Origin of the sequence: Roseovarius lutimaris, assembly GCF_900115165.1 — a bacterium.
In the GTDB taxonomy this organism is placed as follows: Bacteria; Pseudomonadota; Alphaproteobacteria; order Rhodobacterales; family Rhodobacteraceae; genus Roseovarius; species Roseovarius lutimaris.
Map to the genome: position 1 here is coordinate 111,444 of NZ_FOVP01000015.1, position 17,958 is coordinate 129,401.

A 17,958-nucleotide genomic window follows, 5' to 3' on the forward strand; every position below is an offset into this window, starting at 1 on the left:
GGCGGGGCTTCTCCTTGGGCGGTCATCGGCTCTCCAGCCTGTACCGCACCCGCAAACAAATCGCATTAACGTTAATGGCAGGTGAATCCTCTGCTTCTTCTTGGCAAAAATACTCAAAATCCCCGCCCACCACAGGCGCAGCATCAGGGGCCGGAAAATGACCATAAAACTCTATTGCTTTGGCGAAAGTGGCAATGCCTATAAGGCGGCTCTTGCTCTTGAACTTTCGGGGCTGGACTGGGAGCCGGAATTCGTCGATTTCTTCGGCGGGGCCGCGCGTACTCCGGAATTTCGCGAATTGAATGTCATGGGTGAGGCGCCCGTGCTGGTGGATGGCGATCTCACCCTGACCCAATCGGGCGTCATGCAGATGTATATCACCGAGAAGACCGGCAAATTCGGCGGCGCAACCAAGGCTGAGGAGCGCGAAGTGATGCGCTGGATGTTCTGGGACAATCACAAACTGTCCAGCCAGACCGGCATGCTTCGGTTCCTGATGAACTTTCTGCCCGAGGACAAGCGCCCGGCCGAGGTGATCGCCTTCACCCAAGGCCGCCTCAAGGCGGCCTATACCACGTTGAACACCCACCTTGAGGGGCGCGACTGGATTGTGGGCGACGGCCTGACCAATGCCGATCTCAGCTGCTGCGGCTATCTTTTCTACCCCGAACCTTTCGGGTTTGAGCGCAAAGACTGGCCGAATATCGACCGCTGGCTCGGCAATATCGAACACACACCGGGCTGGAAACATCCCTACGATCTGATGCCCGGCAGCCCCGCTGACCGCGCCTGATGATTATGATCGCAATGTTCGGTGAACTAGGTGAATGGAAGTACCTCAAGCACACACTTGGGCTCTACATCATTGCCACTCTGGCAATATGGTCTTTTTCCGAGTTTGCCGCCATCTGCATGCTTGTCGCACTAATGCTTATGCTTGCAATGATTTTTGTAGTGACCGCCTTTTCGCTCTACTCAACTGCATCAATGATTGAATGGCATGCACTTAGCACACCCAGAAGGTTTCTTATCCTTTTGGCATGGTTTATTCCCGTTTTTTTCTTGGGATTGACCGACTCCGCGCCACTTAAAGGACTGGCAGTCTTCGCCTGCATGTTTGGCATTCTCGGATGGAGTATTCGAGCATTGTTTCTATATGCGATCGCAATGCACAACCGAAATAAAAGAGAGGGAAATCAACAATGACCGAAGCTTATATCTATGACGCTGTGCGCACCCCGCGTGGCAAGGGTCGCAAGGATGGTGCCCTGCACGAGGTGACTGCCGCACGCCTGAGCGCACAGGTGCTGAACGCGCTGAAAGAGCGCAACGGGCTCAGCGGTCATGCCGTCGAGGATGTGATCTGGGGCAATGTCACCCAGGTGATGGAACAGGGCGGGTGCCTTGCGCGCACCGCCGTTCTGGCCTCGGATCTGGATGAGAGCATCCCCGGTCTGGCGATCAACCGCTTTTGCGCCTCCGGCATGGAGGCTGTGAACCTGGCCGCCAATCAGGTCAAGGGCGGTGCTGGCGAAGCCTATATCGCTGGCGGCGTCGAGATGATGGGCCGCGTACCCATGGGCAGCGATGGCGCGGCGATTGCCGTTGACCCCAGCATTGCGATGGACACCTATTTTGTCCCCCAGGGCATCAGCGCCGATATCATCGCGACCGAATACGGCTTTAGCCGCGATGACGCCGACAGTCTGGCGGTTGAATCGCAAAACCGCGCCGCTGCCGCGTGGAAGGCCAAGCGCTTTGCCAAGTCGATTATCGAGGTGCAGGATCAAAACGGCCTGACCATTCTGGATCATGACGAATACATGCGCCCCGGCACCGATATGCAGACCCTTGGCGCGCTCAACGCATCGTTTCAGGCGATGGGCGAGGTGATGCCCGGCTTTGATGCTGTCGCCAAACTCAAATACCCGCATCTTGAGCGGATCAACCATATCCACCATGCCGGCAACTCGTCTGGCATCGTTGATGGCGCAGCGGGGGTTTTGATCGGTTCGAAGGAATTTGGCGAAAAATGGGGCCTCAAGCCGCGCGCGCGCATCCGTCAGACCTGCAAGATCGGCACCGATCCGACGATCATGCTGACCGGGCCGGTGCCTGCGACGCAAAAGATTCTGGCCGATAGCGGCATGTCGATTTCTGACATCGACCTGTTCGAGGTGAACGAGGCCTTCGCAGCGGTCGTCCTTCGCTTTCAGCAGGCGTTTGATGTTGATCCGGCACTGGTGAACGTCAACGGCGGCGCGATTGCCATGGGGCACCCGTTGGGGGCCACCGGCGCAATCATCATCGGCACGCTTCTGGATGAGTTGGAACGGACCGGCAAAGAGGTCGGCCTTGCCACGCTCTGCATCGCCTCGGGCATGGGTGCGGCCACGATCATCGAGCGCGTCTAATGCCAAAGCTGGACCTGTCTAAAATCGAAATCCGTTCGAAAACGACTTATCCCGGCAAACTGGCCGAGGCTGTTTCTGGCCGGTCCAGTCAGCGTCTGGGAGATGCCGGCGGATTGACACAGTTTGGCGCCAATCTGGTTTTTCTGAAACCCGGCGGGCTTTCATCCCTACGTCACTACCACATGGAAGAGGACGAATTCGCCATGATCACCCAAGGCACCTGCACCCTGATTGATGATCAGGGCGAGCACCTTATGCAGGTTGGCGACTGTGCCGCCTTCCCGGCGGGCGAGGCCAATGGCCATCACTTCGTCAACAAATCAGATAAGCCAGTCGCCTTTCTGGTGATCGGAACCCGCACCTCGGCAGAGATCGCCTTTTATAGCGATATCGACATGAAGGTGGTCCAGGGCCCCGATGGCAACACATTCACTCGCAAAGACGGCAGCCCCCTGACGGCTGACCAGATCGGAGACTAACACATGACTGATTTCACAATGAAAACCGATGCCGACGGCGTGGCCATCATCACATGGGACACGGTTGGCAAGTCGATGAACGTGATGAACGGCCAGGGGTTTCTTGACCTTGAGGCGTTGATTGATCAGGCCTTGGCCGATGACGCCGTCAAGGGCGTGATCATCACCTCGGGCAAAGAGGGCTCCTTCGCCGGTGGCATGGATCTTAACGTCATTGCCAAGATGCGCGATGATGCGGGTGACGAGCCGGCCAAGGGTCTGTTTGACGGGGTGATGGGCATGCATGCCATCCTGCGCAAGATCGAGCGGGCCGGAATGGACCCCAAGACCAACAAGGGCGGCAAGCCGATTGCCGCCGCCCTGCCCGGCACCGCGCTTGGCATCGGGTTGGAAATTCCGCTGGCTTGCCATCGGATTTTCGCCGCCGACAATCCGAAGGCCAAGATCGGCCTGCCGGAAATCATGGTCGGTATTTTCCCCGGCGCCGGCGGCACCACGCGGTTGGTGCGCAAGCTTGGCGCGATGGGGGCCTCGCCCTTGTTGCTTGAGGGCAAGCTGAACGACCCGAAAAAGGCCAAATCCGCCGGTGTGGTGGATGAGGTTGTTCCGGCGGATGAGTTGATCGCCAAGGCCAAGGAATGGGTTCTGAGCGGCCCCACTATCGTCAAGCCCTGGGATGAAAAGGGCTATAAAATGCCCGGTGGCGCGCCCTATCATCCGGCCGGCTTCATGACCTTTGTCGGCGCAAGTGCGATGGTTCACGGCAAGACCCAAGGCGCGTTTCCTGCCGCCAAGGCCCTGCTGAGCGCGGTGTACGAGGGCGCGCTTGTGCCGTTTGACACCGCCCTCAAGATCGAGGCGCGTTGGTTCGTCAATGTGCTGATGAACCCAAGTTCAAGCGCGATGATCCGCTCGCTTTTCATCAACAAGGAAGCGCTGGAAAAAGGGGCCAACCGCCCCGACGTACCCGATCAACGCGTCAAAAAAGTCGGCGTCATGGGCGCGGGCATGATGGGCGCGGGTATCACGCTTGTCTCGGCCATGGCCGGGATGCAAGTGGTTCTGATCGACCAAAAACAAGAGGCCGCCGATAAGGGCAAGGCCTATACCGCCGATTACATGGATAAGGGCATCAAGCGCGGCAAGGCTACCGAAGAAAAGAAGGCCGCCGCGCTTGACCTGATTACAGCGACCACCGATTACGCCGCGCTTGCGGGCTGTGATCTTATCATCGAGGCCGTGTTTGAAGACCCCGCCGTCAAGGCAGAGGTCACCAAGAACGTGCTCAAGGTCGTTGGCAAGGATTGTATCTTTGCCACCAATACCTCGACTCTGCCAATCACCGAGCTGGCCAAGGCCAGTGACAGGCCCGAGGATTTCATCGGCATCCATTTCTTCAGCCCGGTTGAGAAAATGATGCTGGTCGAGATTATCAAAGGTCAAAAGACCGGCCCGCGTGCCGTGGCCAAGGCGCTTGATTACGTGCGCCAGATCCGCAAGACGCCGATTGTGGTCAATGACGCGCGGTTCTTTTACTGCAACCGCTGCATCATTCCCTATATCAACGAAGGCCTGCGCATGGTCGCCGAGGGCGTTGCGCCGGCGCTTATCGACAATGCCGCGCGTCAGCTTGGCTTTCCGGTGGGGCCGCTGCAACTGGTCGATGAAACCTCGATTGATCTCGGCGCCAAGATCGCCCGCGCCACCAAGGCCGCGATGGGCGATGATTACCCCGACGAGGCGGTTGACGAGGTCATCTTCTGGATGGAGGGCGAAGGGCGCTTGGGCCGCAAATCCAACGCCGGTTTCTATGAGTATGACGACAAGGGCAAACGTCAGGGATACTGGCCTGGGCTTGCGGTCAAATACCCGCATGCCGAGGATCAGCCCGACCTTATCGAGGTCCAGCATCGCCTGATGTTCGCGCAAGTCCTTGAGGCGGTGCGCGCGCTTGAGGAAGGCGTGCTTGAGGATATCCGCGAAGGCGATGTCGGCGCCATTCTCGCCTGGGGCTTTGCGCCCTGGTCTGGCGGTCCGTTCAGCTGGCTTGATATCATCGGCTCGCCCTATGCGGCGGAACGCTGTGATCAACTGGCCGAGACATTCGGACCCCGTTTTGCCACGCCTGCGCTTTTGCGCGAGATGGCCGATAAAGGTCAGAGCTTTTATGGCCGGTTTGACAAGCAGGCAGACGCAGCCTGATCCAACCAGAGGTTATGAAAAAGACGCGCGCCCTCTGACCGGGGCGCGCGTTTTGCGTTTCAGAGCGCCCGTTGGCGGCGCAATTGCAGAATCAGGATCGGCAGCCAAAGCACTAGCCCAAGCGCCATCGTCTTGAGCCCCGGCGCGATGAACAACAGCGACACAATGGCCACCCACCACCGCTCTGCCCGCGCCATATGGGTCAGGAAAAAGCCGGAAAACGCCACGCCAAGCCCCGCGATACCGATCATCGCGCCCACAAGCGTGATGGTGAACGCGCCCCAGGTAAAGCCATCGGCGACAATCAGAAGTGCGGGCGAATAGACAAACACGAACGGCACAAGCGCCTTGGCGATGCCAAGCCGGAACGCGGTGTTGCCGGTCTTGAACGGATTGGCCCCGGCGATCCCCGCCGCCGCATAGGCCGCAAGCGCCACGGGGGGCGTGATATCGGCCAGCACGCCGTAATAGAACACAAAGAAATGCGCCACGATCGGCTCGACCTGCAATTGCGCAAGCGCCGGGGCCGCCACCGCCACAAGGATGATATAGGTCGCCGTCGTCGGTATCCCCGCCCCCATGATGATACAGGACGCCGCGATCAGGATTAGCGACACGAACAGCGCCCATTGCATCACGCTGAAATAGCTAAGCGGCCAGAGCCCGCCCAATGTATTGCCGATATCGGTTGCGGTCTGCACCACCACATAACCAAGCCGAAAGCCGACCCCGGTCAGGGTGACCACGCCCACGACAACGCCCACCGTCGTCGCCGCCGCCCCCACCGCAAGCGTATTGCGCGCGCCATCGCCCAACGCCCGCCAGAGATCCCCAAGCGTGAGCCGGTTGACCGGGTTCAGAAACCCCACGACGACACAGGCGATGATGCCATAGACGGCGGCAAAATCCGGGGTGCGCCCGCTCAGGATCATATAGACCAGAATGATCAACGGAATGATCGACAGCCAATGCTGACGCAGCACCAGCCCCATTTTCGGCAGTTCCTCGGCGCGCAGGCCGCGCAGGCCAAGCTTGCGCGCCTCAAGATGCACCATGATGAAGATGCCAAAGTAATGCAGCAAGGCCGGAAACAGCGCCGCCGCCAGCACATCGCGCAGCGGGATTTCGAGATATTCGACCATGATGAACGCCGCCGCCCCCATGATCGGCGGGGTGATCTGGCCGCCGGTCGAGGATGTTGCCTCGACCGCGCCGGCGAAATGCGCCGGATAGCCGACCTTTTTCATCGCCGGAATGGTCAGCGCCCCGGTGGTCACCGTATTGGCGATACTCGATCCGGAAATCGTGCCCATGAAAGCCGAGGAAAAGATCGCAACCTTGGCCGGGCCGCCGGCATAGCGCCCGGCAATCACCATCGCCAGATCAATGAACAATTGCCCAAGCCCGATGCGCGTGGCCAGAACCCCGAACAGGATGAACAGGAACACGTATTGCGCCATCACCCCGATAGCGATGCCGTAAATCCCCTGATTGGTCATGTAAAGGTGGTTGATCAGACCCTGCCAGCTTACCCCGCCATGCTTGAGAGCGCCGGGCGCCCATGGCCCGAAGAGCGCGAAACCCACAAAGATCAGCGCAATAAGCGGCAGGGTCGGCCCCACCGAGCGGCGCGTCGCCTCAAGCGTCAAAACCAAAAGCGCGGTGCCCATGGCCACATCCATGGTTGACGGGTTGCCAACCCGCACCGACACCACCGAGGGCGGCAACAGCGGCAGGTAAAGCGAGGCCGCCACCGCCAGACCCGCCAGCACCAGATCCCAGACCGGCACACCGCTTACGCGATACCACGCCGGTGCAGGCAACGCCGCGCTCAGGCTGCGCCGCCAGGCAAACAGCAAGAACACCAGCCCCAGCACAAACGAGAGGTGAATCCCGCGATGCAGCAATTCGCGCACCAGCCCAAAGCCCGAGGCATAGAAATGATAGGCCGACATCGCCACAAGCGCGAGGCTAATCACCCCGGCAATCAACGGGCCGGTCGGGCGAAACGCCAGTTCGGGATCAAACTTGCGCTCGATCTCATGCAGCTTTTCGACGCTTAGCGTGTCACTCGGATCATCGGTCATGGCCGGGATGCCTCTGGCAGGGGACGGGACAAAAATCGGCGGCCCCATGATAAGGGCCGCCGGTCAGGGCAGTTGAGATGCGCCAAAGGCTTACTTCAAGAGGCCCGCTTCGCGATAAAACCGCTCGGCGCCCACATGAAGCGGCACGCCAATGCCGTTCAGCGCACTCTCGGCCGTGATGGTCTTGCCCTTGGCATGACCCACATCCAAAAGCTTGCGCGAATTGTCGTTCCACAGCGCCTTGGTGATCTCATAGATCAGATCGTCATCTTCCTTGGCCGAGGTAAACCACTGCGCGCCGACGGCAACGGTCGGCGTTGCGCCGACACCTTCATAGGTGCCCGCCGGAATATCGCTTTGGGCGAAAAAGCCATACTTTTCGGTCAGCGCCTCGGCGCCTGCGCCCTCGATCGGAACAAGCTTGATATCCGCCGCCGAGGCCAGTTCGACCAGTGACCCGGTCGGATATCCGGCCACGACAAAGAACGCATCAATCCGCCCGTTGCGCAGCGCATCCGAGGCGGCATTGCCCTTGAGCGCCTCTGCCGTCACATCGTCAAGCGACAGACCGCTAGCCTCAAGGATCAGCCCGGCATCGACATAGGTGCCAGAGCCCGGTTCGTCGAGCGAGACGCGCTTGCCCTTGAGGTCGGCGACAGAGTTGATGCCGCTATCGGCGCTCGCCACAAGATGGATGTGCTCTTCAAACAGCGCCGCGATGGTGCGCAGGTCGGTTGCGGGCGGCTGGCCCTCCATCGTGCCGGTGCCGGTATAGGCCCAATAGGCCACATCCGATTGGGCAAAGCCGGAATTGCGCAGGCCAGAATTGATCGCGTTCACATTGTCCACCGATCCGCGCGACGAGACCGCCGAAGCGATCAGCCCATCAACCCCACAGCTTCCGCCTTCATCACAGGGGCGCGAGCCGGGCGGCTTGGAAATCGCGTTGGCGATCACGCCGCCGACCGGATAATAGGTATAGGCGGTGCCGCCCGTACCAATGGTGAAAAACTTGAGGTCCTGCGCCACGGCCGCCCCGGCCAGGCCCACAGCCACCACTGCGCCCGCCGCCAGCGTGCGCATGAAATTTGTCATCGGCTTCATTCGGTTCTCCCTGAACTCACAGCACGGCGCATGCCCCATGCCTTATGTCGTCGCCGGAGCAAAATGGCCCCGAACGCTACGGCGCAGGTTAGGCCAAGTGAAACGCCACGCGCAAGCCTTGCGCGCGCGGACTGCATCTGCGCCTAAAGCGGGACGAACTCTTTCTGGCTGGCGATGAATTGTTCCAGATCGCCGGATCCGATTTCATGCCACAACCCGTGAAGCGTCAGGGTGCCGTCCTTGACCGCCTCGGCCACGAAAGGAAAGGTCATCAGGTTTTCAAGCGACACCATCACCGCTTCTTTTTCAAGCGCGCTGCGCTGTTCGGCCTCATCCTTGATCTCGCGCACCTTTTCATAGCCCGGACGCAGGATATCCATCCAGCGGCCGACAAAGCTAGACTCAGCCTCGAGTTCGGGGGCATGGCCCGAACACATGTCCAGACAGCCCTGAACACCGCCACAATTGGAATGGCCCAACACGATCACATGCGCCACCTTCAGCGCCAAGACCGCATATTCCACCGCCGCAGAGGTGCCGTGCTGTGCGCCATCGGGGCAATGAGCCGGGACGAGATTGGCGATATTGCGGTGGATAAAGAACTCTCCCTGATCCGCGCCAAAGATCGAGGTGACATGCACGCGGCTGTCGCAGCACGATATAATCATCGCGCGCGGATGCTGGCCATCGGTGGCAAGACGGCGATACCACGCCTGATTTTCGGTATAGGCGGTGGCCTTCCAGCCGTGAAAACGGTGTACCAGATAGCTGGGCAAAGGGCGGGCGTGTTCCATGATCTCTCCGGGTCTTGGGGCACTCGTGTGTTGAATAGTCTGGATTCGAATAGAATTCGAGGGATAAATCGCCCGGCCCGAAACGATTTGAAAACCCTGACACTGCAATGATGCCAGCAGTCGTGGGGATATTTATGAACACAGAATTCGGGTGAGAACGTGGAACAGGTGACTTTGCTAAAACAAGATGAGACCGTGGCGCTTGATGCCGACCGGCTAGAGGCGCTCTATCTTCAACTGGGCGAATCCAATGCCGAGGATGTGGTCTGTCGCGCGCTTGAAGAACTGGCCGCGCGGCTGTCGTATTCCGAACGTTGTCACCGTGAGGGGCGGCTTGAGGATATGCGCAAAAGCACCAGAAGCCTGATCGCGATTGCCGATCAGATCGGGATGGAGCCGTTGGCGCGGGTCGCGGGCGATGTGACCGAATGTATCGACAACGGCGATCGCACCGCACTTGCCGCCACCTTTGCGCGGCTGTTGCGGATCGGCGAACGCTCGCTCTGCGAAATCTGGGACCTTCAGGACATACCGCTTTGATCAACGGCCCATTTGATGGGTTGCAGGCGGCGCAATCGCGGCTAGGCTGGGCAAAAACATCTGCCCGAAAGGTCCGCCGAAATGAGCCTCACATTCGCACCCGATGACGCCTCTGCCATTCCTTTGCATGTGATTGCCGAGGATGCGCTTGAAAGCTGGCTTGCAGATCGGCCCGACCGCATCAAGGCGTGGGTTGGCGCCGCAGGCTTCACCGGCGCGCTTGGCCGTACCCTCTTGATCCCCGGCGAGGCGGGCACCATCGAATTGGCCCTTGCCGGATATGGCACCGCAAGTGCGCGCGCCCGTGGCCGGTTTCATCTGGCGGGCTGCGCCGCGACCCTGCCAGAGGGGGGCTATCGCCTTGCGGGCCTGCCCTCTGTTCAGGCCGAGACCGAGGCGCTCGGCTGGCTCTTGTCGCATTACGCCTTTGAACGCTACCGCAGCCAAAGCCCGGCCAAGGCCCGGCTGATCGCCCCCGAAGGCGTTGATGCCGCCCGCCTTGAAATCATCGCGGCAGGCGAGGCGCTTACCCGCGACCTGATCAACACACCCGCCTCTGATCTCGGGCCCGACGCGCTTGAGGCGGCCTGTGCCGCCATCGCCACGCAACATGGTGCCGGCATTGAAACCATTTGCGGCCATGACCTGCTCAAGCATAACTTCCCGCTGATCCACACCGTCGGGCGCGCCGCCGAAATCGCGCCCCGCCTGATTGACATGCGGTGGGGCAACAGCGGGCCGAAACTTACCCTTGTCGGCAAGGGCGTGTGTTTTGACACCGGCGGTCTTAACCTCAAACCCGGCACCAGCATGGGCTTGATGAAAAAGGATATGGGCGGGGCCGCAACGGTTCTGGGGCTGGCGCATATGATCATGGGGCTTGGTGTTCCGGTTCAGTTGCGGGTGCTGATCCCGGCGGTTGAAAACGCCGTGGCCGGCAATGCCTTTCGCCCCGGCGATATCCTGACCGCGCGCAATGGGTTGACGGTCGAGATCAACAACACCGATGCCGAGGGGCGCCTTGTGCTGGCCGACGCGCTTGCCTTTGCCGCCGAGGATAAACCCGATCTGATCCTCTCGATGGCAACGCTCACCGGCGCGGCGCGGGTCGCGGTCGGGCCCGATCTTTCGCCCTATTTCACCGATCACGCCCCGCTGGTAAGCGCACTGGAAACAGCCGCCGCGAAGGTCGCCGACCCGGTCTGGCGGATGCCGTTTTACACGCCCTATGAGAAGATGATCGAACCCGGCATCGCCGATCTCGACAACGCGCCGTCGGGCGGGTTTGCCGGGTCGATCACCGCCGCGCTGTTCCTGCGCCGCTTTACCGAGGGGCTGCCCTACGGGCATTTCGACATCTACGGCTGGAACCCGACAGCGGCCCCGGCACGGCCCAAGGGTGGCGTCGGCATGGGCGCACGCGCCCTGCTGGAGGCGCTACCCGAGGTTCTGTCGCTGTGAGCGATACACCTGTGATCGCGGCCCCGATTGCCGATTTGTGCCGCGCCCCGGATGGCCCGCGCGACCGCCAGCTATTGATGGGCGAGGGCGTGACGGTCCTGCGCATCCAGGATGGCTGGGCCGAGGTCACCGCCGCGCGCGATGGCTATCACGGCTATCTGCGCGAAAGCGCACTGACAACCGGCGCTCCCACCCACCGCATCAGCGCCCGCGCCACGCATCTTTACCCAAAGCCGGATTTCAAAACGCCCGAGCGCCTTAGCCTGAGCCATGGTGCGCGCCTGACCGTGCTCTCCACCGGCGCGCGCTTTGCCGAAACACCGCAAGGCCACGTGCCGCTTGCCCATCTCAGCCCGCTTGAGAGCGTCGAGGCCGATCCCGTCAGCGTGGCCGAACTTTACCTCGGCACGCCCTATCTCTGGGGCGGCAATTCAACCTTCGGCGTTGATTGCTCCGGTCTGGTTCAGGCCGGGTGTCTAGCTTGCGCCATCCCCTGCCCCGGCGATAGTGGCCCGCAAGAGGGCGCGCTTGGCACGCCCCTGCCAGAGGATGCCCCCCTTCAACGTGGCGACCTGTTGTTCTGGAAAGGCCATGTCGCATGGGTGGCCGACGCCGAAACGCTGTTGCATGCCAATGCCCATCACATGGCGGTGGCCTATGAACCGATCACCTACGCCATCGCCCGCATTGACGCCCAGGGCGACGGCCCCGTTACCGCGCGCAAACGCCTGAAAGGAAAACCATGACATCCGATCCGTTCTTTCACCCCGTATCGGGCTTTGAATTGCCACGTTTTGCCGGCGTGCCCACCTTCATGCGCCTGCCCTATGTGCCGCAGGGGCATGCGCGTTACGACGATGTACAACTTGGCCTGATCGGCGTGCCCTGGGACAGTGGCACAACCAATCGCCCCGGTCCGCGCCACGGGCCGCGCCAGTTGCGCGATGCCTCGACCATGATCCGCGCCCAGCACGCCACCAGCGGCATGCGCCCCTTCGAGGCCCTCAATTGCGCCGATCTGGGTGACGTCGGGCCAAACCCCGCCGATATCATGGATAGCATGGCGCGGATCACTGACTTCTACGACGGGGTGACGGGTGCCGGGATCACGCCGCTGACGGCGGGGGGCGATCACCTCACGACGCTGCCAATCTTGCGCTCGCTGGCGCGGCGCGCGCCGCTTGGTATGATCCATTTCGATAGCCACACCGATCTGTTTCATTCCTATTTCGGCGGCACGATGTACACCCATGGCACACCGTTTCGCCGCGCCGTCGAGGAAGGGCTACTTGATCCAAAACGCGTGGTGATGATCGGCATCCGGGGCACGATGTATGACACCGAAGATCGCGATTTCGCGGCGGCCAACGGCATCCGCCTTATCCTGATCGAAGAATTTCACGCCCGCGGACCAGAGGATGTGATGGCCGAGGCCCGCGAGATTGCCGGCAGCGGCGACACCTATGTGAGCTATGATATCGACTTTGTCGATCCGACCTTTGCCCCCGGCACCGGCACGCCCGAGGTGGGTGGCCCCAACAGCTATCAGGCGCTTCAGGTGGTGCGCGGGCTTGAGGGGGTCAATATCACCGGCGCCGATCTTGTCGAGGTTTCGCCACCCTTCGACACCTCTGGCGGCACCGCCTTTCTTGGCGCGTCGATCATGTTCGAGATGCTCTGCGTGATGGCCGGGGCCAAGGCGACGGGTTAGACCGCACCGCTGCCGCCCACATCAAGCGGCGCAATCGACAGCGATTTGATCACCGCAAAACACCTCTGCCCCGGTGCCAGCGAAAGCGCCCGGGCAGAGCGTTGCGTGATCCGGGCCAGAACATCCTGATCCGCGCCCATGCGCAGGCGCACCATCACGCCGGGCCCCTGTCCCTGGCGCAAGTCGGTCAGCTCGCCCTCAAGCACGTTGAGCGCCGATAGCCCCTCGGGGCGGCTGCGCGACAGGATCACATCCTGCGCCGCAATCCTAACCCGGACCTCTGCGCCAATCGCAGCGGCAAAGCCCGGCACCAAAAGCCGCCCACCCGCCACCGTAAGTTCGCTCAGCCCATCGTCGTGATGCGCCAGAACCTTTGCCCGCAGGACCGAACCCGCGGCGCGGATGCCAAAGGCCGGGGCCGCCGCCGGATCCGACAGGATATCCTGTGCAGGCCCGGCGCGGCGCACCTGCCCCGCCTCAAGCATGACAATGTGATGGGCCAGGCGCGCCACCTCTGACACCGAATGGCTGACATAGATCACCGGCACCTGCATGCCATCACGGATCGCCTCGATATAGGGCAGGATCGCGCCCTTGGCCGCATCGTCAAGCGCCGAAAGCGGTTCGTCCATAAGCAACAAACGCGGCGCCGTCATCAGGGCGCGCGCCATCGCCACGCGCTGTGCCTCGCCCCCCGAAAGCCCCGAGGGGCGACGCGTCAAAAGCCCCTCAAGCCCAAGCGCCGCGACAATACCGGGCCGATCCGGCGCACGCCCCGCCCTGCGCGCGCGTCGCTCGGCATAGGCAAGGTTGCCCGCCACTGTCAGATGCGCGAAAAGCCGTGCGTCCTGAAAGACATAGCCAATGGCGCGCCGATGCGGAGCAACAAAGCGCCCCGGCTCTTGCCAAAGCTGCCCGTCAAACCCGACGCGGCCCTGCGCGCGCGCCTCAAGCCCGGCGATCACCCGCAGCAGGCTTGATTTACCGCTGCCCGAGGGGCCAAAAACCGCCGTCAGGCCAGTGGGCGCAAAAGATTGTGAAACCTCAAGGCGAAACCCCGGCAGATCAAGAGCAATATCCAGCTCAAGCCCGCTCATCCCGCATGCACCGGAAAGCGGCGATTGGCGGCATAGACCGCCACCAACACCACAAAGGAAATCCCCAGAAGGATCGCCGACAACAGATGCGCCTGTGCATATTCAAGGGTCTCGACATGCTCGTATATCGCAATCGAAATGACCTTGGTCTGGCCCGGGATATTGCCCCCGACCATCAGAACCACACCGAATTCGCCAAGGGTATGCGCAAAGCTAAGCACCATCGCGGTCAGATATCCGCGCAGCGCAAGCGGCGTGGCGACAGTGAAAAACCGATCCATTGGCCCGGCACCAAGCGAGGCCGCCGCCTCCATCGGGTGCCTGCCGATTGCCTCGAAACTGGCCTGAAGCGGTTGCACGGTGAAGGGCAGCGAATAAAGCACCGACGCGACCACAAGCCCGGTGAACGAGAATGTAAGCGCCGTGCCGGTCACATCGCGCCAGGCCCCGCCAAGCATGCTGTTGGGGCTCAGCAGAACCAACAGGTAGAACCCCAGAACCGTCGGCGGCAGAACCAGAGGCAAGGCCGTGATCGCCTCGACCGCCACCTTGGCGCGGCTGCGGGTTTGCGCCAGCCACCAGGCCAGCGGCGTGCCGACAAGAAGCAGGATCACCACGCTGATCCCCGCCAGCCGCATGGTCAGCCAGAGCGGTGTGAGGTCGGGAAACGGCGCCGCGTCACTCCACATGATACCCGTACCCCGTGATCACCGCGCGCGCCTCGGGCATCTTGAGATAGGTCAGAAACTCTCGCGCGGCGGCATTGTCAGGGGTTAGCAAGACGGCATCCTGCCGGATCGGATCATAGAGGGCCTCGGGCACATCCCAGATGCGCCCCGGTTGGCGGTTGCGCATTGAAATCGCATAGGATTTCGCCACCAGGCCCAGATCGGCATTGCCCGTTGCCACCATCGAAAATGCCTGTCCGATATTCTGTCCCATCACCAGTTTCGGCTTGACCATGGCCCAGAGGCCAAGCCCCTGCAACGCCTGTTTCGCCGCAAGGCCATAGGGCGCAAGATCGGGATTGGCGATGGCCAGATGCTCGAAATCATTGGCGCGGATCACCGCCGCGCCGTCTGTTCCGATGGCGTCAGGCGTGGCGCTCCAGAGCACCAGACGCCCCTCGCCATAGGTAAAGCGTGATCCCGCGACAGCCCGCCCTTCGGCCTCTAGCCGCGCGGGCCGGGCCTGATCGGCGGCAAGAAAGGCATCAAACGGCGCCCCCTCGATGATCTGTGCAAACAGTTTCCCGGTCGAGCCGGTGACAAGGGTGATCCGGTGATCGGCCTGCGCCTCGAACCGGGTGATCAAATCCTCGGCTGCCTCGGCAAAATTCGTCGCCACCGCGATTGTCGCCGTCTCGGCGCGGGCCGTCCCAATGCCGGGCGCAAGCAACAACAGCAGGCAAAGGTGGCGCATAATGGCGACTGCGGCACGCATGGGCGGCCCTCTCCGATTTCGTTATGTTTGAAGGGAAATATCCCGTGCGGCGCGGTCAAAGACAAGCGTTATTTTTCGCCGGACATATCGCCAAGCAGGGCGGTGATCGCCGCGATCTCGGGCGCCCCCTGATCGGCGCAACGCCGTTCAAGCGCACGATAGTGGCGCAAGACCTCTTCCCCGGTTGTCGTGAGGGTCGCGCCACCGCCCTTGGCGCCGCCACGCGCGCTTTGCACGACCGGCGCGCGGAACATGGCATTCATCGTCTCGACCAGCATCCAAGCGCGCTTGTAGCTCATGTTCATCGCGCGGCATGCCGCCGAGATTGATCCGGTCTGCGCGATCAACTCAAGCAAATCGGCCTTGCCCGGCCCGATCATCGCCCCGCCGCCGAACACCAGCCGCAGGCGTAAATCGGCACGCGCTGTTGGTTCGTTTGTCTCAAGCGCACTCAAACGCTCACTCCACAGCGCGGATAAGCTTGCGCTCCAGAACACGCAACACGGGTTTGAGATCATGACCGCGCTTTAAAATCTGCCCGTCAATTCCGATCACCGCATATTGCCCCTGCTTTGCCCGCAGTTTGGGCCGCTTTTCGATCCGGTAAAGCGGATTTTCCGCCGTGCGCCGAAAGATCGAAAAGACCGCCACGTCGCGCAGACAGGAAATGCCGTAATCACGCCATTCCCCCGCAGCCACCATGCGCCCGTAAAGCGACAGGATGACCGCAAGTTCGGTGCGGTGAAACGCAACCTGCATTGGCGTACCTGGCGCCTGTATCGGGCTGATCGACTGAAAACTCATGATCACAGAGTTGCGCCGAAGCTCTTCCAGATCAAGCGAATTCGCGCGCGGCCCATTTTCCAATCCGTCTGCTCGGCGAACCGAGCCGGGGAAATTCGGACAGACAGAATGCGGCGGGCACATATGACAAGATTGTGTTTGCCCCTTGGTCTTTCTGAATCCACCGCCCCGATGAGCCACGCCCCTCTTCCCTTGCGGGCCTGACATGCTAAACTATCGGCGTTTGCACTAGGATACATTCGATGACAGTCATTACCCGTCCGGCCGTTTTGATCAGTTTATGCCTTGCGCTCGCCACGACGGCCTTCGCCCATTCCGGGGTACGCAACCACGCTGTGATGATGCGAATGGAAGCAATGCTAAGTTCCAAGAAAGCGATTGATCGCCTCGTTTCGATGGTCAAGGGCCAGACCGCCTTTGATGCCGCCAGTGCAGGCGCCGCGCAACAGGCGCTGATGACCCAGATGAAGGCCACGCCCGACCTGTTTCGCGAGAAGCAGACCGATCCGAAATCAGAGGCGCGCCCGCTGATCTGGGACAACTGGCAAGACTTCGAGCGCAAAAGCAACAGTGCCTATCTGGCCACTGCCGCACTTGACACCCAGAGCCTTGAGGGCCTGCGCAGCACGCTTCTGAACCTCGGCATCAGCTGTCTGGATTGTCATCAGGTTTACCGCGAAGGGCACCATTGATCGCAGAAAAATCGTCGCCCGGGTCCCTGCGATTGTGCGCGGATATTGAATCCGCCACGCGCATGCCGCATGGTCGGGCAAAGTCAACAAAAGGAACATTCAATGCGCACAAGAGCCGCTGTTGCCGTTACTGCCGGTCAGCCGATGGAGATCATGGAGGTGAACCTTGAGGGCCCGAAGGCGGGTGAGGTTCTGGTCGAGATCAAGGCCACCGGGCTTTGTCATACCGATGATTTCACCCTGTCGGGCGCCGATCCCGAAGGGGCGTTCCCGGCCATTCTGGGGCATGAGGGCGCGGGCGTCGTGCTTGAGGTCGGGCCCGGCGTCACAAGCCTTGAGCCCGGCGATCACGTCATCCCGCTCTACACGCCCGAGTGCCGCGAATGCGAGTATTGCCTGAACCCGAAAACCAACCTTTGCCAGAAGATCCGCAGCACCCAGGGCGCGGGCGTGATGCCCGACGGCACCAGCCGGTTTTCGATGCTCGATGGCACGCCGATCCTGCATTACATGGGCTGTTCGACGTTTTCCAATCACACGGTTCTGCCCGAGATCGCGCTGGCCAAGGTGCGCAACGACGCGCCGTTCGACAAGATCTGCTATATCGGCTGTGGCGTGACCACCGGCATCGGCGCGGTGATCAACACCGCCAAGGCCGAGCTTGGCAATCGCAGCATCGTCTTTGGCCTCGGCGGCATCGGGCTGAACGTGATCCAGGGCCTGCGCCTGTCGGGCGCCGATCAGATCGTGGGGGTCGATCTCAACCCGGCCAAGATCGAGATGGCGCGGCGCTTCGGCATGACCGATTTCGTCAATCCCAATGACGTGGAGGGCGATCTTGTGGCGCATCTGGTCAAGCTGACCGGCGGCGGCGCGGATTACACCTTTGACGCCACCGGCAACGTCGGCGTGATGCGCACGGCGCTTGAGGCGGCGCATAAGGGCTGGGGCGAAAGCATCGTGATCGGGGTGGCGCCTGCGGGGGCCGAGATCTCGACCCGCCCGTTCCAGCTTGTGACCGGGCGAAGCTGGCGCGGCACCGCGTTTGGCGGCGCGCGCGGGCGCACCGATGTGCCCAAAATCGTCGATTGGTACATGGACGGCAAGATCGAGATCGACCCGATGATCAC

The 17,958-nt window shown here is 61.6% G+C and carries 19 protein-coding genes; 11 read left to right on the forward strand and 8 right to left on the reverse strand.

The window, feature by feature from the left end; genetic code table 11:
- The first annotated feature begins 157 nt into the window (after positions 1–157).
- The 5 genes from BMZ91_RS13910 to BMZ91_RS13930 are packed head-to-tail and all read left to right on the forward strand — an operon-like array spanning position 158 to position 5,095.
- The gene (locus BMZ91_RS13910; protein WP_092840083.1) at positions 158–793 is read left to right on the forward strand and encodes a glutathione S-transferase family protein; all 636 of its coding nucleotides are present in this window, start codon (positions 158–160) and stop codon (positions 791–793) included.
- The gene (locus tag BMZ91_RS13915; RefSeq protein WP_092840086.1) at positions 793–1,206 is read left to right on the forward strand and encodes a hypothetical protein; all 414 of its coding nucleotides are present in this window, start codon (positions 793–795) and stop codon (positions 1,204–1,206) included. Before BMZ91_RS13910 ends, BMZ91_RS13915 begins: the two co-directional genes overlap by 1 nt.
- Positions 1,203–2,414, forward strand: a complete 1,212-nt coding sequence (locus BMZ91_RS13920; RefSeq protein ID WP_092840089.1) for an acetyl-CoA C-acetyltransferase — start codon at positions 1,203–1,205, stop codon at positions 2,412–2,414. The genes BMZ91_RS13915 and BMZ91_RS13920 overlap by 4 nt, the downstream gene beginning before the upstream one ends.
- Positions 2,414–2,893 carry a cupin domain-containing protein gene (locus tag BMZ91_RS13925; RefSeq protein ID WP_092840092.1) on the forward strand — a complete coding sequence of 160 codons (480 nt, stop codon included), beginning with the start codon at positions 2,414–2,416 and terminating at the stop codon, positions 2,891–2,893. Before BMZ91_RS13920 ends, BMZ91_RS13925 begins: the two co-directional genes overlap by 1 nt.
- A gap of 3 nt (positions 2,894–2,896) precedes the next feature.
- Positions 2,897–5,095 carry a 3-hydroxyacyl-CoA dehydrogenase NAD-binding domain-containing protein gene (locus BMZ91_RS13930; protein WP_092840095.1) on the forward strand — a complete coding sequence of 733 codons (2,199 nt, stop codon included), beginning with the start codon at positions 2,897–2,899 and terminating at the stop codon, positions 5,093–5,095.
- A gap of 59 nt (positions 5,096–5,154) precedes the next feature.
- On the opposite strand, the gene BMZ91_RS13935 is transcribed toward BMZ91_RS13930, so the two are convergent.
- From BMZ91_RS13935 to BMZ91_RS13945, 3 genes are all read right to left on the reverse strand, one after another.
- On the reverse strand, positions 5,155–7,182 hold the full coding sequence (locus tag BMZ91_RS13935; protein ID WP_092840098.1) for a TRAP transporter permease: 2,028 nt from the start codon (positions 7,180–7,182) through the stop codon (positions 5,155–5,157).
- 90 nt (positions 7,183–7,272) lie between these two features.
- Positions 7,273–8,277 carry a TAXI family TRAP transporter solute-binding subunit gene (locus BMZ91_RS13940; protein ID WP_092840169.1) on the reverse strand — a complete coding sequence of 335 codons (1,005 nt, stop codon included), beginning with the start codon at positions 8,275–8,277 and terminating at the stop codon, positions 7,273–7,275.
- A 152-nt stretch (positions 8,278–8,429) separates the two neighbouring features.
- On the reverse strand, positions 8,430–9,080 hold the full coding sequence (locus BMZ91_RS13945) for a carbonic anhydrase (protein WP_092840101.1): 651 nt from the start codon (positions 9,078–9,080) through the stop codon (positions 8,430–8,432).
- Between the two features lie 174 nt (positions 9,081–9,254).
- On the opposite strand from BMZ91_RS13945, the gene BMZ91_RS13950 reads away from it, so the two are divergent.
- The 4 genes from BMZ91_RS13950 to speB all read left to right on the forward strand — a co-directional run bounded on the left by BMZ91_RS13950 (position 9,255) and on the right by speB (position 12,792).
- Positions 9,255–9,620 carry a hypothetical protein gene (locus BMZ91_RS13950; protein ID WP_245736388.1) on the forward strand — a complete coding sequence of 122 codons (366 nt, stop codon included), beginning with the start codon at positions 9,255–9,257 and terminating at the stop codon, positions 9,618–9,620.
- A gap of 81 nt (positions 9,621–9,701) precedes the next feature.
- On the forward strand, positions 9,702–11,081 hold the full coding sequence (locus BMZ91_RS13955) for a leucyl aminopeptidase family protein (protein ID WP_092840106.1): 1,380 nt from the start codon (positions 9,702–9,704) through the stop codon (positions 11,079–11,081).
- Positions 11,078–11,827: a C40 family peptidase gene (locus BMZ91_RS13960; protein WP_177193873.1), complete on the forward strand. Its 750-nt coding sequence runs from the start codon at positions 11,078–11,080 to the stop codon at positions 11,825–11,827. Before BMZ91_RS13955 ends, BMZ91_RS13960 begins: the two co-directional genes overlap by 4 nt.
- The gene (speB, locus tag BMZ91_RS13965; protein WP_092840109.1) at positions 11,824–12,792 is read left to right on the forward strand and encodes an agmatinase; all 969 of its coding nucleotides are present in this window, start codon (positions 11,824–11,826) and stop codon (positions 12,790–12,792) included. The genes BMZ91_RS13960 and speB overlap by 4 nt, the downstream gene beginning before the upstream one ends.
- Here the strand turns inward: speB and modC are convergent.
- The 5 genes from modC to BMZ91_RS13990 form a co-directional block, all read right to left on the reverse strand.
- Positions 12,789–13,889, reverse strand: coding sequence for a molybdenum ABC transporter ATP-binding protein (modC, locus tag BMZ91_RS13970; protein WP_092840112.1), 1,101 nt, complete (start codon positions 13,887–13,889; stop codon positions 12,789–12,791). The two genes, speB and modC, sit on opposite strands and share 4 nt — an antisense overlap.
- Positions 13,886–14,578, reverse strand: a complete 693-nt coding sequence (gene modB / locus BMZ91_RS13975) for a molybdate ABC transporter permease subunit (RefSeq protein ID WP_092840115.1) — start codon at positions 14,576–14,578, stop codon at positions 13,886–13,888. The genes modC and modB overlap by 4 nt, the downstream gene beginning before the upstream one ends.
- Entirely contained in the window at positions 14,568–15,332 is a 765-nt protein-coding gene (modA, locus tag BMZ91_RS13980; protein ID WP_092840119.1) for a molybdate ABC transporter substrate-binding protein, read from the reverse strand. The genes modB and modA overlap by 11 nt, the downstream gene beginning before the upstream one ends.
- A gap of 68 nt (positions 15,333–15,400) precedes the next feature.
- Positions 15,401–15,787 (reverse strand): winged helix-turn-helix domain-containing protein, encoded by a 387-nt coding sequence (locus BMZ91_RS13985; protein ID WP_425441580.1) that lies wholly within the window; start codon positions 15,785–15,787, stop codon positions 15,401–15,403.
- Positions 15,788–15,791: 4 nt separating this feature from the next.
- Positions 15,792–16,136 carry a DUF2794 domain-containing protein gene (locus tag BMZ91_RS13990; RefSeq protein WP_092840175.1) on the reverse strand — a complete coding sequence of 115 codons (345 nt, stop codon included), beginning with the start codon at positions 16,134–16,136 and terminating at the stop codon, positions 15,792–15,794.
- 242 nt (positions 16,137–16,378) lie between these two features.
- Between BMZ91_RS13990 and BMZ91_RS13995 the strand changes: the two genes are divergently transcribed.
- Both BMZ91_RS13995 and BMZ91_RS14000 read left to right on the forward strand, forming a co-directional pair.
- The gene (locus BMZ91_RS13995) at positions 16,379–16,828 is read left to right on the forward strand and encodes a c-type cytochrome (RefSeq protein WP_092840125.1); all 450 of its coding nucleotides are present in this window, start codon (positions 16,379–16,381) and stop codon (positions 16,826–16,828) included.
- A gap of 102 nt (positions 16,829–16,930) precedes the next feature.
- The coding region (locus tag BMZ91_RS14000) for an S-(hydroxymethyl)glutathione dehydrogenase/class III alcohol dehydrogenase (RefSeq protein WP_092840178.1) at positions 16,931–17,958 on the forward strand (1,028 nt) is incomplete at its 3' end.

Excerpts from the sequence above, each read along its gene's own strand:
- modA (WP_092840119.1), bottom strand. The coding sequence starts at position 15,332 with ATGCGTGCCGCAGTCGCCATTATGCGCCACCTTTGCCTGCTGTTGTTG.
- BMZ91_RS13995 (WP_092840125.1), top strand. The coding sequence starts at position 16,379 with ATGACAGTCATTACCCGTCCGGCCGTTTTGATCAGTTTATGCCTTGCG.
- BMZ91_RS13935 (WP_092840098.1), bottom strand. The coding sequence starts at position 7,182 with ATGACCGATGATCCGAGTGACACGCTAAGCGTCGAAAAGCTGCATGAG.
- speB (WP_092840109.1), top strand. The coding sequence starts at position 11,824 with ATGACATCCGATCCGTTCTTTCACCCCGTATCGGGCTTTGAATTGCCA.
- BMZ91_RS13925 (WP_092840092.1), top strand. The coding sequence starts at position 2,414 with ATGCCAAAGCTGGACCTGTCTAAAATCGAAATCCGTTCGAAAACGACT.
- BMZ91_RS13930 (WP_092840095.1), top strand. The coding sequence starts at position 2,897 with ATGACTGATTTCACAATGAAAACCGATGCCGACGGCGTGGCCATCATC.
- BMZ91_RS13915 (WP_092840086.1), top strand. The coding sequence starts at position 793 with ATGATTATGATCGCAATGTTCGGTGAACTAGGTGAATGGAAGTACCTC.
- BMZ91_RS13940 (WP_092840169.1), bottom strand. The coding sequence starts at position 8,277 with ATGACAAATTTCATGCGCACGCTGGCGGCGGGCGCAGTGGTGGCTGTG.
- BMZ91_RS13990 (WP_092840175.1), bottom strand. The coding sequence starts at position 16,136 with ATGAGTTTTCAGTCGATCAGCCCGATACAGGCGCCAGGTACGCCAATG.
- BMZ91_RS13910 (WP_092840083.1), top strand. The coding sequence starts at position 158 with ATGACCATAAAACTCTATTGCTTTGGCGAAAGTGGCAATGCCTATAAG.
- BMZ91_RS13955 (WP_092840106.1), top strand. The coding sequence starts at position 9,702 with ATGAGCCTCACATTCGCACCCGATGACGCCTCTGCCATTCCTTTGCAT.
- BMZ91_RS13945 (WP_092840101.1), bottom strand. The coding sequence starts at position 9,080 with ATGGAACACGCCCGCCCTTTGCCCAGCTATCTGGTACACCGTTTTCAC.
- modB (WP_092840115.1), bottom strand. The coding sequence starts at position 14,578 with ATGTGGAGTGACGCGGCGCCGTTTCCCGACCTCACACCGCTCTGGCTG.
- BMZ91_RS13920 (WP_092840089.1), top strand. The coding sequence starts at position 1,203 with ATGACCGAAGCTTATATCTATGACGCTGTGCGCACCCCGCGTGGCAAG.
- modC (WP_092840112.1), bottom strand. The coding sequence starts at position 13,889 with ATGAGCGGGCTTGAGCTGGATATTGCTCTTGATCTGCCGGGGTTTCGC.